The organism is Brevibacillus sp. NL20B1, from assembly GCF_018195675.1.
Lineage (GTDB): Bacteria > Bacillota > Bacilli > Brevibacillales > Brevibacillaceae > Brevibacillus > Brevibacillus aydinogluensis.
On the sequence record NZ_JAGTPT010000041.1, the window covers coordinates 1 to 15,261 of the forward strand.

The 15,261-nt window shown below is 57.4% G+C and carries 14 protein-coding genes and 9 tRNA genes; 5 read left to right on the forward strand and 18 right to left on the reverse strand.

Annotated features, from left to right (window positions below):
- A partial coding sequence (locus KDN35_RS19320; RefSeq protein ID WP_212133668.1) for a hypothetical protein occupies positions 1–254 on the forward strand: 254 nt, incomplete at its 5' end.
- Between the two features lie 46 nt (positions 255–300).
- Here KDN35_RS19320 and KDN35_RS19325 read toward each other — a convergent pair.
- A complete protein-coding gene (locus tag KDN35_RS19325) occupies positions 301–714 on the reverse strand; it encodes a hypothetical protein (protein WP_212133670.1) in 414 nt (137 codons plus the stop codon).
- 600 nt (positions 715–1,314) lie between these two features.
- Here KDN35_RS19325 and KDN35_RS19330 point away from each other — a divergent pair.
- On the forward strand, positions 1,315–2,025 hold the full coding sequence (locus KDN35_RS19330) for a hypothetical protein (RefSeq protein WP_212133672.1): 711 nt from the start codon (positions 1,315–1,317) through the stop codon (positions 2,023–2,025).
- Between the two features lie 136 nt (positions 2,026–2,161).
- Here the strand turns inward: KDN35_RS19330 and KDN35_RS19335 are convergent.
- From KDN35_RS19335 to KDN35_RS19360, 6 genes are all read right to left on the reverse strand, one after another.
- A tRNA-Ser gene (locus KDN35_RS19335) sits at positions 2,162–2,250 on the reverse strand.
- A gap of 191 nt (positions 2,251–2,441) precedes the next feature.
- Positions 2,442–3,860: an aldehyde dehydrogenase family protein gene (locus KDN35_RS19340; RefSeq protein WP_212133674.1), complete on the reverse strand. Its 1,419-nt coding sequence runs from the start codon at positions 3,858–3,860 to the stop codon at positions 2,442–2,444.
- 223 nt (positions 3,861–4,083) lie between these two features.
- A complete protein-coding gene (locus tag KDN35_RS19345) occupies positions 4,084–5,361 on the reverse strand; it encodes a peptidase (protein ID WP_212133676.1) in 1,278 nt (425 codons plus the stop codon).
- A 118-nt stretch (positions 5,362–5,479) separates the two neighbouring features.
- A complete protein-coding gene (locus tag KDN35_RS19350; protein ID WP_171567573.1) occupies positions 5,480–6,157 on the reverse strand; it encodes a 3-oxoacid CoA-transferase subunit B in 678 nt (225 codons plus the stop codon).
- A complete protein-coding gene (locus tag KDN35_RS19355) occupies positions 6,139–6,831 on the reverse strand; it encodes a CoA transferase subunit A (RefSeq protein WP_171567574.1) in 693 nt (230 codons plus the stop codon). The genes KDN35_RS19350 and KDN35_RS19355 overlap by 19 nt, the downstream gene beginning before the upstream one ends.
- Positions 6,832–6,852: 21 nt before the next feature.
- Positions 6,853–8,205, reverse strand: a complete 1,353-nt coding sequence (locus KDN35_RS19360; protein WP_212133678.1) for an aspartate aminotransferase family protein — start codon at positions 8,203–8,205, stop codon at positions 6,853–6,855.
- Between the two features lie 150 nt (positions 8,206–8,355).
- Here KDN35_RS19360 and KDN35_RS19365 point away from each other — a divergent pair, with 150 nt between their 5' ends.
- Complete coding sequence (locus tag KDN35_RS19365) at positions 8,356–9,900, forward strand: PucR family transcriptional regulator (protein WP_212133680.1); 1,545 nt, start codon at positions 8,356–8,358, stop codon at positions 9,898–9,900.
- A gap of 2 nt (positions 9,901–9,902) precedes the next feature.
- Here KDN35_RS19365 and ablB read toward each other — a convergent pair whose 3' ends face one another.
- A complete protein-coding gene (gene ablB / locus KDN35_RS19370) occupies positions 9,903–10,748 on the reverse strand; it encodes a putative beta-lysine N-acetyltransferase (RefSeq protein WP_212133682.1) in 846 nt (281 codons plus the stop codon).
- Positions 10,749–10,929: 181 nt separating this feature from the next.
- Here ablB and KDN35_RS20015 point away from each other — a divergent pair, with 181 nt between their 5' ends.
- Together KDN35_RS20015 and KDN35_RS19380 are read left to right on the forward strand one after the other, a co-directional pair.
- Positions 10,930–11,013: a YjcZ family sporulation protein gene (locus KDN35_RS20015; protein WP_171567581.1), complete on the forward strand. Its 84-nt coding sequence runs from the start codon at positions 10,930–10,932 to the stop codon at positions 11,011–11,013.
- Positions 11,014–11,117: 104 nt separating this feature from the next.
- Entirely contained in the window at positions 11,118–11,846 is a 729-nt protein-coding gene (locus KDN35_RS19380) for a glycerophosphodiester phosphodiesterase (protein WP_171567578.1), read from the forward strand.
- A gap of 66 nt (positions 11,847–11,912) precedes the next feature.
- Here KDN35_RS19380 and mnmL read toward each other — a convergent pair whose 3' ends face one another.
- The 10 genes from mnmL to KDN35_RS19430 all read right to left on the reverse strand — a co-directional run bounded on the left by mnmL (position 11,913) and on the right by KDN35_RS19430 (position 15,246).
- A complete protein-coding gene (mnmL, locus tag KDN35_RS19385; RefSeq protein WP_171567579.1) occupies positions 11,913–12,878 on the reverse strand; it encodes a tRNA modification radical SAM protein MnmL/YtqA in 966 nt (321 codons plus the stop codon).
- A 161-nt stretch (positions 12,879–13,039) separates the two neighbouring features.
- The gene (locus KDN35_RS19390; RefSeq protein ID WP_212133683.1) at positions 13,040–14,278 is read right to left on the reverse strand and encodes a glycosyltransferase family 2 protein; all 1,239 of its coding nucleotides are present in this window, start codon (positions 14,276–14,278) and stop codon (positions 13,040–13,042) included.
- Between the two features lie 254 nt (positions 14,279–14,532).
- Positions 14,533–14,609 (reverse strand) — tRNA-Glu (locus KDN35_RS19395).
- Between the two features lie 4 nt (positions 14,610–14,613).
- Positions 14,614–14,698, reverse strand: a tRNA-Leu gene (locus tag KDN35_RS19400).
- A 10-nt stretch (positions 14,699–14,708) separates the two neighbouring features.
- Positions 14,709–14,785, reverse strand: a tRNA-Arg gene (locus KDN35_RS19405).
- A gap of 7 nt (positions 14,786–14,792) precedes the next feature.
- Positions 14,793–14,866 (reverse strand) — tRNA-Cys (locus KDN35_RS19410).
- Positions 14,867–14,876: 10 nt separating this feature from the next.
- A tRNA-His gene (locus KDN35_RS19415) sits at positions 14,877–14,952 on the reverse strand.
- 24 nt (positions 14,953–14,976) lie between these two features.
- Positions 14,977–15,050: transfer RNA gene (locus tag KDN35_RS19420), tRNA-Trp, on the reverse strand.
- 1 nt (position 15,051) lies between these two features.
- Positions 15,052–15,128, reverse strand: a tRNA-Met gene (locus KDN35_RS19425).
- A gap of 26 nt (positions 15,129–15,154) precedes the next feature.
- Positions 15,155–15,246, reverse strand: a tRNA-Ser gene (locus KDN35_RS19430).
- Positions 15,247–15,261: the final 15 nt, after the last annotated feature.

Sequence of the window (15,261 nt, forward strand, 5' to 3'; positions counted from 1 at the left end):
AAGTAAGCAAATTTGATGAAGATTTACCATTTGATAAGTCTTGTAAAATTTCCTTAATAAACGACACGACAGTATTGTACCTGATATTTCTGTATGATAATGGCACAATAGAAATTTATGATAGAGCTAAACGCAAGCTGAATCAATATAAAATACGTAATAATGACTTCAACTATGAGGAAATGGTTAAACGTAAAACTGCTTGTGGTGCGACCTGTAAACAGCAATTGTTGGCGGCCGCGGAATTGTCTTAACGGGTACAAAATCACTCCTTCACGATGAAGAGGGGCGGTAATCTCATCATGTATATCTCTCTTCCGTAACAATCAGCACATACCCGACCGTCCCCGGGCTGCCTTTGAGGTCTTCCTTCACGCGTACAGCATAAACGCCGTCAATACCAGCAAAATCCAGATGATGGGTCCCTCCGCTTTCCGGCTCCAATCCATCCCGCACTGTCAGTCCCACCGCTCTCATCGCCTTGATCGCGTCGTCCGGAAACGTAAACACTTCCTTCGGCTTAACCTCAATCCGCACTGCCTTGCCCTTGATAAAAATGACCTTCACCTCACCGATCTTGGCCGAGTAGACATGGCTGGTAAACGTCACCTTCTCCTCCGGCCGGTGCAGCGTCCACTCTCCGGTTTCCGTCCTGACGGGCGTACCGAGCAGTCCTTCTACCGCTGTTTCAGATTGGTTCGTGATGTCCCTCATATTGAAGAGCATGTCCCGCTCTGGCGATCTTTCCGCTTCCGGTACGGCCTCAGGTACAGATGCTGGCTCCGGCTGGGATTGCGCGAAACTGAACCCCCATTCGAAACTGAAAATACTTGTGTTAAAGACAGGGTCCTTTGGCTTCTCTAATCCGTATTGTTTTGCAATTTCCGCTTTCTGCGCCTCTGTCAGCTTCACCGAGGATGTCGGTTGCTGTGCAGACTCCGCCGGCGTTACGGCAGCGGTCGCATCCATTCCGGGATCGATGCACCCTGCCATTAATGCAAGGATGGCGATCGTGTACAAGGTTGGTATCACAGTAAAACACCCTTTCGTTATAACCTCATAGGCCTGTTTGAACTCCTCTTTTTCGCTTCACCGCGATCCTGACAGTTATGAGGAAAATTTTCTTTTTCCGTTTTTATCCAATTGTAGCACATTCATGACAGCAGAACTACGATTGGTATACAAAAAATGATAAAATATGTAAGATCATACAGATTAATATACTCATTTTAGGTTCAAACATTTGAAGGATATCCAGATGGCTTTCTCACTGTCCGTTGAGACGATATGTTGTAATTTCCAGAGGAGATATTTATGAAAAAAATGTTGTTCATTTATTTTGGGTTGTCCTTGACAACATTCGTTGTGTCTGGCTGCGGACAGCCTGCAGCAAGCCAATCGCCTGATCCGTCCAGTTACCAGACGCAAATATCCGAATCTGAAACGCTAACCCTTACGCTCGATTCCAAAACAATTACAATCCCCATTTCAAACGTTGATTCTGTAAAGAAATACCTGGATCAAGCAGAGCCGCATGAAAGAGCAAGCGAACGCAACCGCATCCAGACAACTTCATTCACATCTGCATCCGGAACAATTTACGGCGATATCAAATATGGCTGTGGGATAAAGCTCTGTAATCATACTCTCGTGCAGATAAAAAACAATGCCATCAAAACAATTCCCTTATTCTCAGGAAGCATTTTGACGGCACACGCATTCTCCCCGGATAAGAAATATCTCGCAGTCTTATTAGGGAGAAACGAAGGTACGGAAGTAATCAGGCAAAGCTTGATGATTATTGAGTTGGATTCGTTTACGTTAGCTGAGCTTGAAAACAGGAATGATGTTGTAACTATGTTGACAAGCGCTGACTTTACGACTCCAATTCTTTCGATGAGCTGGGAAAGCGAAACTACACTTAAAGCCGTTATACCGGATACAACAGATTATGCGTTTGATACGTTGAAAAATTGGAAAGCCGGAGAAAACAATACCAAAGAGATTTTCATAAAAGTGACATAAGAAATCGGCCATTGTCCGCGGCCGCAGCCTTTTGGCAGTCTTTGCATGCGGAATCATAAAAAAATCGACCTCCGATGTGAATCGTGTACACATACGCAAGGTCGATCTCATATCACGTTTTTCGATTTTCGATATATGGCGGAGGGAGAGGGATTCGAACCCCCGTGGGCTTGCGCCCTAACGGTTTTCAAGACCGCCCCGTTATGACCACTTCGGTATCCCTCCGCGATACGGACAAGTTAAACTATATCATAATTGCCTCTCATTTTGCAACACTTTCCTGCAATTTTTCCAAAAAAAATGGACCCGGCGGCCAGCAGCGGGCAGCCGGGTCGTTCTGCAGCGCTGATGCATCGCTTCGACGAAGATGCAGCGCCATACCGTATGACCTGATCCTTACTTTCTCCTGTTTATCCCTAGCGTTTCACGACAACCAGCTTTAGCTCCGTCATCTCTTCAATCGCGTACTTGACGCCTTCGCGGCCCATGCCGCTCTCTTTGACGCCGCCGTAGGGCATGTGGTCGACGCGGAAAGTGGGGATGTCGTTGATCATCACGCCGCCCACATGCAGCGCGTCAGCCGCCTGCAGTGCAAGCGAAAGATTGTTGGTGTACAGGCCCGCCTGCAGGCCATACCGGGAGTCGTTCACCAGCGCAATCGCCTCGGCGACCGACTCGACAGGGTTGATCAGGACGATTGGTCCAAACACCTCCTGGCAGGAGATTTTGGCGTCAGCCGGGACACCGGTCAAGACGGTGGGCTGCAGTACGCGGCCGTCCGTTTCGCCGCCGCATTCGACGCGGGCGCCCCGCTGCCTGGCCTCCTCGATCCACTCCAGCACCCGTTCCGTTTCTTTCGGGCTGATCATTGCCGAGTAGTCGGCCTCTTCGGACAGCGGATCGCCTCCCCGCAGCCTGCGCGTCTCCGCAACGAAACGTTCCACGAACGTGTCGTACAGCTCCGCAGCGACATAAATCCGTTGGACGGAAATGCACACCTGACCGGAGTAGGCAAACGCGCCAAAAATGCAGCGCGGAATCACGTCGTCCAGATTGGCGTCGCGGTCCACGATCACGGCGGAGTTGGAGCCCAGTTCCAGCGTCACCCGCTTCAATCCGGCGCGGTTGCGGATGTTGATGCCGACAGCCGGACTGCCCGTAAACGTGATCGCCTTGACGCGCGGATCGGTCACCAGCAGGTCGCCGACGGTGCCGCCGCTGCCGGTGACGATGTTGAGCGCGCCAGCCGGCAGCCCCGCCTGTTCGGCCAGCTCCGCCAGGAAAAAGGCGGAGAGCGGCGTTTGCGACGCCGGCTTCAGCACTACCGTATTGCCTGCCGCGATGGCCGGCCCCACCTTGTGCGCAACCAGGTTCATCGGGAAGTTGAACGGCGTGATGGCGCCGATGACGCCCAATGGTTCGCGCACCGTGTACGCCAGCCGCCCTTCCCCGCCAATGGCGGCGTCCAGCGGCAGCGTCTCGCCGTAAATCCGTTTGGCTTCTTCCGCAGCGAACTTGTAGGTCTGGATGGTGCGGATCACTTCGCCCCGCGCCGTTTTGATCGGCTTGCCCGCTTCCTGCGCGATGATTTTCGCCGCTTCTTCCAGCCGTTCGTTCAGCAATCCGGAGATTTTCTCCAAAATGGCGGCCCGTTGGTACGCCGGCATGCTGCGCATGACCGGTGCCGCTTCCTGCGCGGCGCTAATCGCCCGTTCCACCGTATTTCTGTCGGCCTGGGCGATTTCCGCGATTACCTCGCCGCTGTACGGGGCGTACAGCGGAGCATAGGCACCCGTCTCCACCCACTGTCCGCCGATATAGCACGCTTTTTTCATCGTCCTCTTCCTCCCTCCATTCGCGATGAGGTGTGCAACTGCTCCAACTCTTTCTCCACCGCGTTTCAGCCTTCCTCCAACGGGTCGGCGGCCATGCAGTGACAGGTTGCACATTACTTCAGTACAGCCCAGAGGTGCGCCCAACCAGCACGCTCCATCAGGCGGGAAGCGGACTCATGTGAGCCGCTCCTTTATCGCTGCATCGCTGCCTGCCTCAGACCAGCTAGTTCGCCGCGTCATCCGTTCCGCACCACTCCAGCAGTGTCAGGGCAAAGATTTCGGCGCATTGGAAAACGGCGTCCAGTTCGATGTACTCATCGGGGTAGTGAGCCACCTGGGTGACGCCCGGACCCACCACGATGGCAGGCGTGTCGGCCAGTGTCGTCAAAAGGCCCCCATCCGTGCCCCACGGCGAGGCTTCCACTACGGCGCGCCGGCCCGTCACGGCTACAAACTGCCGCTGCAGGATGTCCATCAGCGGGTGATCCTCCGCCACCGCCCCCGGCACCCAGCGCGCCCCGAACCACTCCAGTTCCACCGGATGTTCAGCAAACCAGGGGTCCTCGTCGGCCAAGCGGCGCAGAGCGGCCTCCATGTCCGCCCGGGCGTCTTCCATCCGCTCGCCCGGCGCCACCCCCATCCGTCCCTCCAGCTTGACCAGATCGGCCACGGAGGACGGCCATTTGCCGCCTTCGATCACGCCAATATTGATCGGGATGGGAATAGGCAGCTTGGCGTACAGCGGATCGTTTATCCGGTCGTTTCGCTCTTTTTCCAGGCGGGCAATCGCATCGACTACGCGCATGCTTTTCTCGATCGCGCTCACCCCTTCGTAGCGGGTGCCGCCGTGGGCAGAGCGTCCCTTTACCGTCAGGCGGAACCACATCGAGCCCTGCTGCTTGGGGAAAATCTTCATGTTGGTCGGCTCAGGGATAAGGGCGGCGTCCGCCTTGTAGCCGCGCAGGATGGTTGCCAGCGTGCCTGCGCCGCCGCTCTCCTCTTCCACTACGCTTTGAAAGATGACATCCCCCTTGAGCCGCACCCCCAGCGCCTGCAGCACCTGGATCGCCAAGAGCGAGGCCAGGTTTCCCCCTTTCATGTCGGTTGCGCCGCGGCCGTACAGCTTACCGTCCACCACTTCGCCGCTGAACGGGTCGTGCGACCACTGGGCAGGGTCGCCGGCCGGCACCACGTCCACGTGCCCGTTGAGAATGATCGAGCGGCCTCCGCCCGTTCCTTTCCACACGCCCACCACGTTGGGGCTGTCCGCGAACACAGTCCGCGGCGAGACGAAATACGGGTGTTTTAACAATTCGTCTCCTTCCATCACCCACAGATCGACTTCCAGCCCCATCGCGTGCAGCGTCTTGGCGATGCTCTCCTGGATGGAGCGCTCATTGCCCTGCACGCTTGCCTCCCGCACCCATGCCTGCAGGAGTTTCGTGGCCGCCTCCTTTTCCTTGGCGATTTGTTCGCGGATCAGCGTCTGCCAGTTTGCCATCGTTACCCTCCTTTTGCCTGCGTGGCAAATGGTATCTGCCTCGCGTCCGTTTTCGTTTTCCATGCGAGAGCCGGCGGGCAGCTTTGTCCGTATCGTCCGTTTTGTATCGCCCGCCGCCTCAGCGAAATACGCCGACGTCGCCGTCCAGCTTCAGCTCCGCCTCCGTCGCGCCGATCACGTCCGCGACGCTGTATGGTTCCATCACTTCGCGCAGATACAGCCCGTCTTCCCGAACTTCCATCACCGCCATGTCAGTGATGATCAGGTTGGCGGCTGCCTTGGCCGTCAGGGGCAGTGAGCATTCCCGCACGATTTTGGAACGGCCGTTCTTGTCCAGATGGGTGGTCAGCACCATCACCCGTTTGGCCTTCTGCGCCAGCTCCATCGCCCCACCCATGCCCGGAACGCGCTTGCCCGGCACGATCCAGTTGGCGATGTCGCCCCGCTGGCTTACCTCAAGCACGCCGAGAATGGTCATGTCCAACAGCCCCCGTCTGATGATGGCAAAGGCGGTGGCGCTGTCAAAGAACGACGCACCTTTCACCAGCGTGACGGGAAACCCTCCGGCGTTGCAGAGCATCGGGTTTTCCTCCCCCTTGGCCGGACTGGGGCCGGTACCGAGGATGCCGTTTTCCGCGTGAAACATCACCCGTTTCTCCGGCGGAATGAAGTCGGCCACCAGCGTCGGAATGCCGATGCCCAGATTGATGATCATGCCGTCCTCGATCTCCTGCGCCGCCCGGCGGGCAATCCGTTCCCGATAGGTTTCCGTCCGGTTTACTTCTCCCAAGCCCATTGCCAGTTCACCCCCTCACTCTGCACGATGCCGTGGACGAACACTCCTGGTGTGACAATCTCTTCAGGGTCCAGTTCGCCGATCTCCACGATCTCCTCCGCCTCCACGATGGTGATGTCGCCCGCCATCGCCACCAGCGGGTTGAAGTTGCGGGCGCTCGTGTCGTACACCAGATTGCCGAAGCGGTCCGCCTTTTTGGCGTAGACGATGGCCACCTCCGCTGTCAGCGGCGTCTCCAGCAGGTATTCCTTGCCGTCGACGATCACTTTTTCCTTGCCTTTTTCAGCGATGGTGCCGATCCCGATGTCGGACAGGATGCCGCCCAGCCCCACTCCGCCCGCACGGATGCGCTCGGCGAGGATGCCTTGGGGGCAAAACTCCACCTCAAGCTCCCCGGCTGTCATCTGGGCCCCGGCGTTGGGGTTGGAACCGATGTGGGAGGCGATTACCTTTTTCACCCTCCGCTCGGTGACCAGCTTGCCGACGCCGATGTGCGGAAAGGCGGTGTCGTTGCTGATCAGCGTGATGTCCCGCACGCCCTTGTCGAGGATGCCCTGGATCAGCGTGGGCGGGTTGCCCACTCCGCCGAAACCGCCGGCAAGCAGGGTCATCCCGTCGTGAAAATACGTCAAGGCATCTTCCAGTGAAATCACTTTGTCAAACCGGTTGGCCATGTTTCTCCTCCCCCCTGCCCGTCAGACCAGCAGCGCTTCCTGTCGCAGTTCCTGCTCTACGCTTGCGATCGATTCTTTCAGCAGGGCGATCAATTCGTCGATTTCTTCGGTCGTGATCGTCAGCGGTGGCGCGATAATGACTGCGTCCCCGGCCACGCCATCCAATCCGCCCGTCGCCGGGTAGATGAGCAGCCCTTTTTCAAACGCCCGCTTAATAATGCGGGCGGTTACGCCCTGGGCCAGCGGGAACGGTTCCCTGGTCTTTTTGTCCTTGACAAACTCCAGGCCGCACAGCATCCCCAGTCCGCGCGCTTCGCCGATCAGCGGCAGTTCGTCGGCCAGTTCGCGCAAGCGGCTCAACAGGTAGGCCCCTCGCTCAGCCGCCTTTTCCACCAGCTGATGTTTTTCCACGTAGCGCAGCACCGCGAGCGAAACTGCCGCCGACTGCGGATTGGCGCTGTACGTGTGACCGGCCATGATCAATCCCGAGCCGCGCGCAATCGTCTCGATGATGTCGTCTGTGGCCATCGCCGCCGCCATCGGCGTGTAACCGGCGCTCATACCCTTGCCCAAGGCCATCAGGTCGGGCTGCACGCCCCAGTGATCAATCCCGAACGGCTTGCCCGTGCGGCCCACACCGGTCATGACTTCGTCGGCGATGAACAGCACCTGGTACTTGTCGCAAATCTCGCGGATGCGCTGGAAATATCCGTCCGGCGGCACAACCGCACCGCCCGAAGCGCCGATCACCGGTTCGGCGATAAATGCGGCCACATGCTCCGGACCGATGCGCAAAATCGCCGTCTCCAGTTCGTTGGCGCAGGCCAGCGCGTACGCTTCCAGCGACATCCCCTCCGGCCGGCGATACGGATAGGGCGGTGAAATTTTCGGGCCGTCAGCCAACAGCGGGACAAAACGCTTGCGCCGCAGCACGTGGCCGGACATGGAGAGCGCCCCCATCGTAATGCCGTGATAGCTCATCCAACGGGAAATGATCCGGTTTTTGGTCGCATATCCCTTTTCCTGCCAGTACTGAATGGCGATCTTCTGCGCCGTCTCCGTCGCCTCTGAGCCGCTGCTGACAAAAAAGCTCCAGTTGAGCGACCCCGGGGCCCACTCCGCAAGTTTGGCCCCCAATTCCTCCACTGCATCACTGCTGAAGTGGGAGCGGTAGGCAAACGAGACGCTGCGGGCCTGCGCGTACATCGCCTCGGCGATTTCCTCCACGCCGTGACCAATGCTGGCTGTCACCGCGCCGGAGCAGCCGTCGATGTACCGATTCCCTTCCTTGTCGTACAGGTAGATCCCCTTGCCGTGGGACACGAACGGATACGATTTGCCCAATTCGGGCTTGATCACATAGCTTCTCTGCATGATAGCCACCTCACCTTTTCTCTCTTTTCATCCTAACGGAAGAGAGCGTCCGCTCCATTCGACGAGCTGGCAAAAAAGCGTGGAAACTAGACAAAATCTTTTGTACATTTTGTATAAGAGATCGGGTGTTGGAAACAGGGAGGATTGAAGATGACCATTACGATACGCGAAGCGCTGCAATTGCCCGACATGGTTCAAACGCGGCTGGTCGGAGGGGCCGCCGGGCTGGACAACCCGATCCGCTGGGTCACGATCGTGGAAGTGCTGGAGGATGTCACCCGGTTGCAGGAAGGCGAGTTTCTGATTACGACCGGATTTGGATTGTCCGAGGACGAACAGCGCCGGGCGTCGCTGATTCCCTCGCTGGCTGAACGAAAGTTGAGCGGTGTCGCCCTGCACACGGGCTTTTACCTGCGCGAGATTCCCGCCGACCTCGTCCACATGGCGGACCGCTTCGGGCTTCCGTTGATCGAAATCCCGGTGGAAATGAACTTTTCCACGATCACCAAGGCGATCCTGCAGCCGATCATCAACCGGCAGTTTGAGACGCTGGCCTACTCGCAGGCGATTCACAACCGGATGATCGAGGCGGCGTTGTCCAAAGGCGGGCTGCCCGCCATTGCGGCGGAGCTGGCCCAGTTGACTGGCGGCGCAGTCAAGCTGGTGGATGCGCTCGGGTTTGAAGTGGTCCAACACGGAGGTACAAGCGGTGAGGCGATCGCAGGCGGAAAGACCAGCGAGCACGCGGTGCCCATTCGCGCCAGCCGGGAACATTTCGGCACGCTCACCCTGACTAAAGCAGAAGGGCAGTGGAAAGAGCTGGACGATGTTGCCCTGCAGCACGCAGCCACTCTCTGCGCGCTGGAATACGTCAAGGAACGGGCGGTGGCGGCCACAGAATGGCGTCTGAAAGGAGATTTCGTGGACGAATTGCTGAGCGGTCGTCCCCTCCGTGCGGACGAACTGGATCACCGCAGCCGCATGCTGGGCTACCCGCTCACCGGCAGTCACATGGTGGCCGCGGTCAAAGTGGGCACGGGCGATGGCGCCGCTTTGTCCGACCTGCATCAGGCGTGCATTACGCTGATGAGACGACTGTGCGATCGGCACCACCGCTCCTACCTGCTGCGCGAACGCCCCCACTGTCTGTTGTTCATCCTGCCGCATGACCAAACCAGCCTTGCGCTGCTGGAGCAATTTGCTGCCCGCTGGGAACGGCTGCACCCCGCGTCTCCCCTGCAGGTGGCGCTCAGCAATCCGCGCGGCCAGTTGACCGCGCTGGCGGAAGCAGCCGAGGAGGCCCTGTTCGCGCTGCAGGCGTATCCGCTCCTGGCTCGCTCGCCCGCTTTGCTCCGCTTCGGGGAGATGCGCGGGTACCAGTTTTTGTTTCCGTACCATCGCAGCCGGGAGATGCTGGAGGCCCTCTGGCAGCCGCTGCTCGACCCGCTGATCCGCTACGACGCCAGGCACAATCAGCAGCTCCTGGAGACGCTCAGCGCCTATCTGGATCACAACGGCAACGGCCTGAAGACATCCCAAGCGTTATATATTCACCGGCACACGCTGAAATACCGCTTGACCCAAATCGAAGACAAAACCGGGGTCAACCTGGAGGATGCTCATCAGCGCTGGCAGCTTCGGCTGGCCCTCATGGCCCGGCGCCTGCAGCAGCAGTTGTACCCCGCCGAGGCGTAGGCCTACTCGAAAGTGGGACGCAACGGCTTCACCCAGATGTTCATGTCTTCGTATCCGGAAAAAATGGTGCAGTTGTTGATCAGCCGTCCGCGGTACTTATAGCCGTGTTTGGCTGCCGTCACATTCATGCCGGGAGATTGGGCCCGTGTCAGCGTGTACAGGTAGTAAATGCCCATCTCCTCCATTTTTTCTTCCAGAGCGGCAAACAACGGCTGCAGCAGCCCCTTTCCGACGTGGTCCGGGTGGGTGGCACAGTCCGTCAGTTCGGCGGAGCCAAAACGTTCTGTCACCTCCGCAGAGGCGGCACAGGCAATCCGGCCGTCATACTCGGCGACGACGTAGTAGGTACTCTCGCTCATGGTCTTTCGCACGTAGTCCGGGTCGTCCATCGGCGTCGGATAGGTGGCAAACACCAGCCTGTACAATCGGGCCAGTTCATCCGCGTCCGCCGGCGTGGCCACCCGCAGGATGTACCCTGGCGGAAGCGGCTTGACCTCTCCTTGGCCCGCTTTTGCCAGGCTGAGCTGCAAGATGTCCTCCGCGACTTGAGGCGCGGCAGATACTGCCCGTTCTTCCGTCAGAAAGCAGGAAAGCATCTGCGCATTTTCGCCTCGAAAAAATCCGTCAATCGTCCCTTCCTGCCTGTAGCCGAGGGAAAGCCACAGCGGCACGTCCTTTTTTTTGCCGTACACGATCAGCTTGGTCGCGTCCGTCTCTTCGGCCAGCCGCCTCATGATGGCGTCCATCTCGCCGATACGACCGCTGTCGTACAGATGCAGCTTCACCCGCCGATTTCGTTGATCCACCACTAAATCTCCTGCTGCCTGCATCGCGGCTACATCGCTCATGCGCGTTCCCCTTTCTCCAGTTTTCTCTCATTGTAACACGTTGGCGCCCAAGGTCATTCTCCACAGTGTACAAAATGTCGGCTGCCTCCTCTTTGCCCCATTTCATTTTACGGCGAGCGCCAATTGCTTCTTATGGCCATAGAATAACAAGAAGGTTTACTGCCGGGAAGGAGGTTCTGCTGTGAGTTTCCGCCTTACCAACGATTTTGCCCTGGTGCTGGTGCTCTTTGTACTGCTCGTGATCGTGCTGTGCGCTTGTGCGTAAGGGGCGTCAAAAGCCCCTCCTGCCTGGTCGTAGTGAGGGGCTTTATACATATACATGTAAGGGAGAAGCGGCAAAGCGGATGACCTGCGGAAGGAGGAAGCCACGTGACCCCTCTCGTATACGCACATCGCGGCGCTTCCGGCATCTATCCGGAAAATACGATGGAAGCCTTTTACGGCGCGCTCAAGCGGCGTGCGGACGGCCTGGAACTGGATGTGCAGTTGAGCCTCGATGGAAAAGTGGTGGTGATTCACGATCATCTGCTGGAGCGCACCACCAACGGCACGGGCGCCGTTCAGCAGCACACCTGGCGGCAGCTTAGGCGGCTGCGGGCCGACAAGGGGGCCCGACAGTCCACGAGCCAGACGCGCATACCGTCGCTGAAGGAAGTCCTGGACGCGTTCGCCCCTACGTCGCTGCGGTTTATCATCGAATTGAAAAACTTTCTCGTCCCCCAGCCTCATCTGGAGGAACGGGTGATCGACTTGATCAAGCGCTATCAGCTGACGGAGCGAACCGTCGTCTCCTCGTTTAACTTTGACAGCCTGCTGCGCATCAAAGAGCTGGAGCCCGCGCAAGCTACCGGCCTGCTGTACGTCGGACCGCTTCAGCATCCCTGGGAAGTGGGCGCCCGCTACGGAACAAATCAGCTCCACGTGCCGGAAGACCAGCTGACCCCCTCCCTGGTGGAAGAAGCGAAAGCACGCGGCTTTCAAGTGGTCGGTTGGACCATTGACAAATCTGCCCGCATCCGGCAGGCTGCCGAAATGGGGGTAGACGGCATTATCACCAACTACCCGGGGAAGGCGCGAAAAGTGCTGCAGCGGCCGTGAACCCGTCAACAATGAAAAGGGAGCCCGTGTACAGGCTCCCTTTTTCTCAATCGGCCATGGATGGCCTCAGGTCGTCTTCGGTTCGTAATACTTGCCTTGCCAAGTGTTGCGCCGTTCCAGTTCGGCGTCGATGCCGTTCAGCACTTCCCATTTCTTGCGGCTCCACATCGGACCGATCAGCAAGTCGGGAGGCCCGTCCCCCGTCACGCGGTGGACAATCATCTCTGGCGGCAGAATTTCCAGGGTGTCCACCACCAATTTGGTGTACTCTTCCTGGGTCAGAAACTCCAGCAGCCCTGCCTCGTACTGCTTGACCATCGGCGTTTTGCGCAGCAGATGAAGCAGATGGATCTTGATGCCCTGCACGTCGAGATGGGCCACGGCCTTGGCCGTCTCCATCATGTCTTCATGGGTTTCACCCGGCAATCCGTAAATGATGTGGGAACATACGCGGATGTTGTGTTTGCGCAGTTTTTCCACGCCGTCCAGGTAGCACTGGTAATCGTGGGCGCGATTGATCAGTTTGGCGGTACGCTCGTGGATGGTTTGCAGCCCCAGCTCCACCCAGAGATACGTCCGTTCGTTCAGTTCGGCCAGATACTCCACCACGTCATCCGGCAAGCAGTCGGGCCGCGTGGCGATCGACAGGCCGACCACGCCCTCCTGTTTCAAAACCACCTCGTACATCTCGCGCAGTTCCTCCACGGGCGCGTACGTGTTGGTGTACGCCTGGAAAAACCCGATGTACTTGGCGGACGGCCACTTCGTGTGCATGCGGGTTTTTACGTCGTGGAACTGGCGCTCCAGATCCATCCGCCGGTCCCCGGCAAAATCACCCGAGCCGCGGGCGCTGCAAAACGTGCATCCCCCGGTGGCTACCGTGCCGTCCCGGTTCGGGCAGGTAAACCCGCCGTCCAGCGGCACCTTGAACACCTTCTCGTGAAACGTCTGGCGCAAGTGATAGTTCCATGTATGATAACGCTTGTTTCCCCACAGGCGCGGGGTATCCGCGTGTACAGATGCTTGTTTCATGGCTGTGCTCCTTTCCGTCGGGATGCCGGCCAAACGGATTTACAGACACCGCCTGGCGATTCATCCATCGATTTATTATAACAGAAGTCACGACGGACGTGCGAACCGAAAGACAGGAAAAACCACAGGGAATGGCCCTGTGGTTTTTTCCGTCTCTATGGTCACTGTTGTATTTCTTCGATGCGAATGGCCCGTGTGTGCGACGTGTGACTCCACACCTGGTTGTTCTTGGTGAAGAACGCGTAGAACAGAATCGGGAGCCAGGTGAGGAAGAAGAATGGGAGCAGCAGCAGCCCGAAGTAACCTTTTAGCGGCACCTTGTCCAGGTACAGGGCCAATAGCGGCAGCAGGTAGAAAACTGCTGTCGATCCGTAGATCATCCAGTCCGGCAGGAAGCTGACAATCGGCATGAACGCCTCAATCTCAAAAAAGCGTCCCAAAAACAACAGCGACATCATTGTGACAATCAGCACATACATCGGCTGAAACAGGTAAAACGCCGCGTCCAGCATGCCAAGACGGCGCTGCTTCAGGCCGTTTTTCAGGACGGTGCCGATGTAACGCCCTGCCACGTCATAATGTCCCTGCATCCAGCGAAGCCGCTGCCGCATGGAAGCCTTCAGATCAATCGGTTTTTCATCCCACACCTTCGTGTCGTGCGCCCACGTCGGGTAAATGCCTCGTTCGATACAGCGGGTGGCAAACTCCAGGTCTTCCGTCAAGCTGGTGGCACCCCAGCCCATCTCCTTGAGCAGATTGCTCTCGATACACAGACCGGTTCCGCCTAGTGTGTTGGGCAGCCCCAGGTTGTGACGGGCCAGCTGCCACATCCGGTTGGTAAACCAGTACGTGACTGCGTACGAAAGCGTAATCCACGAGTCAAACGGGTTTTTGGAATCCAGGTAGGCCTGGATGACGCGCGCTCCTTTGCAGAGGCGATCGTTCATCACGCGCAGGAAGTTTTTCTCTACCAGGTTGTCTGCGTCAAACATCACGACAGCGTCATACTGTTTGGGCATCGCCCAGAGGTTCTCCAGCATCCACTCGATGCCGTAGCCCTTCCCGCGTTTGGACGAATCAAATCGCTCGCACGCGTACGCGCCGTGCGCTCTGACGATCTCCGCCGTATTGTCGGTACAGTTGTCGCAGATCACGAAGATATCGTACATGTCGCGGGGGTAATCCAGCTGCTTCAGGTTTTCGATGAGCGGTGCAATGACCGCGCTTTCGTTGTGTGCCGCCACCAGTACTGCAAATGTCTTTTGCGGTTCATGGGTGACCTGCTCGTTATTGCGGAACAGGCCGGCACATGATACCAACGTTTGGTAGGCACTAATCACCCCTACTGTAGAAGTGAATCCGATGAATAATCCCTCAATGATCTCTCTCAATGCACTCATTGGTTCTTCTCCTCGACCTAAGTCAAATGCTGCGCAGTTATGACTTAGGTAGTGTTTTTCCAAAATTTCTCTCTTGTTTTTCTCTCAATTGGGAGTGTACCTCAAAACCGGTCATATAGCAATCACCCAAAAGTGGGAAAAACGGCGACACTTCTATCACCATTCCCAGCTTTATTCGGTTCTATTCCGGTACATGACAATATGCAGAAAAAAAAGCCTTTGTCAAAAAAGGCTTCGTGGATGTGTATGAGCTTTGGTGACCCGTAGGGGATTCGAACCCCTGAATGACAGCGTGAAAGGCTGCTGTGTTAAACCACTTCACCAACGGGCCATGATGGTGCGGTCGGCGAGACTCGAACTCGCACGGGTCGCCCCGCCACCCCCTCAAGATGGTGTGTCTGCCAATTCCACCACGACCGCATATATAACATGGCGTCCCAGGAGAGATTCGAACTCCCGACCGACGGCTTAGAAGGCCGCTGCTCTATCCAGCTGAGCTACTGGGACGTATAAGTGGAGGGAGTACCCGGATTCGAACCGGGGGTGAAGGTTTTGCAGACCCGTGCCTTACCACTTGGCTATACTCCCTCGATATACATGGGGCGATCGATGGGATTCGAACCCACGAATGCCGGAGCCACAATCCGGTGCGTTAACCACTTCGCCACGACCGCCGTGTTGTCAAAATATAGGAAAAATGGCAGGGGCAGTAGGAATCGAACCCACACCAAAGGTTTTGGAGACCTTCGTTCTACCGTTAAACTATGCCCCTATGGTAGCGGTGGAGGGGCTTGAACCCCCGACCTTTCGGGTATGAACCGAACGCTCTAGCCAGCTGAGCTACACCGCCATGCAGTATGAATGCTGTAAGGAATATGGCGGAGAGTGAGGGATTCGAACCCTCGCTACGCTAATCGCGTACTAACGGTTTAGCAAACCGTCCCCTTCGGCCTCTTGGGTAACTCTCCGCGATATATACCTTC

Bases quoted from the DNA above. Each gene is read 5' to 3' on its own strand.
- KDN35_RS19365 (WP_212133680.1), top strand. From the start codon at position 8,356: ATGACCATTACGATACGCGAAGCGCTGCAATTGCCCGACATGGTTCAA.
- KDN35_RS19350 (WP_171567573.1), bottom strand. From the start codon at position 6,157: ATGGGCTTGGGAGAAGTAAACCGGACGGAAACCTATCGGGAACGGATT.
- KDN35_RS19345 (WP_212133676.1), bottom strand. From the start codon at position 5,361: ATGGCAAACTGGCAGACGCTGATCCGCGAACAAATCGCCAAGGAAAAG.
- KDN35_RS19340 (WP_212133674.1), bottom strand. From the start codon at position 3,860: ATGAAAAAAGCGTGCTATATCGGCGGACAGTGGGTGGAGACGGGTGCC.
- KDN35_RS19330 (WP_212133672.1), top strand. From the start codon at position 1,315: ATGAAAAAAATGTTGTTCATTTATTTTGGGTTGTCCTTGACAACATTC.
- ablB (WP_212133682.1), bottom strand. From the start codon at position 10,748: ATGAGCGATGTAGCCGCGATGCAGGCAGCAGGAGATTTAGTGGTGGAT.
- KDN35_RS19355 (WP_171567574.1), bottom strand. From the start codon at position 6,831: ATGGCCAACCGGTTTGACAAAGTGATTTCACTGGAAGATGCCTTGACG.
- KDN35_RS19390 (WP_212133683.1), bottom strand. From the start codon at position 14,278: ATGAGTGCATTGAGAGAGATCATTGAGGGATTATTCATCGGATTCACT.
- KDN35_RS19325 (WP_212133670.1), bottom strand. From the start codon at position 714: ATGAGGGACATCACGAACCAATCTGAAACAGCGGTAGAAGGACTGCTC.
- mnmL (WP_171567579.1), bottom strand. From the start codon at position 12,878: ATGAAACAAGCATCTGTACACGCGGATACCCCGCGCCTGTGGGGAAAC.
- KDN35_RS19360 (WP_212133678.1), bottom strand. From the start codon at position 8,205: ATGCAGAGAAGCTATGTGATCAAGCCCGAATTGGGCAAATCGTATCCG.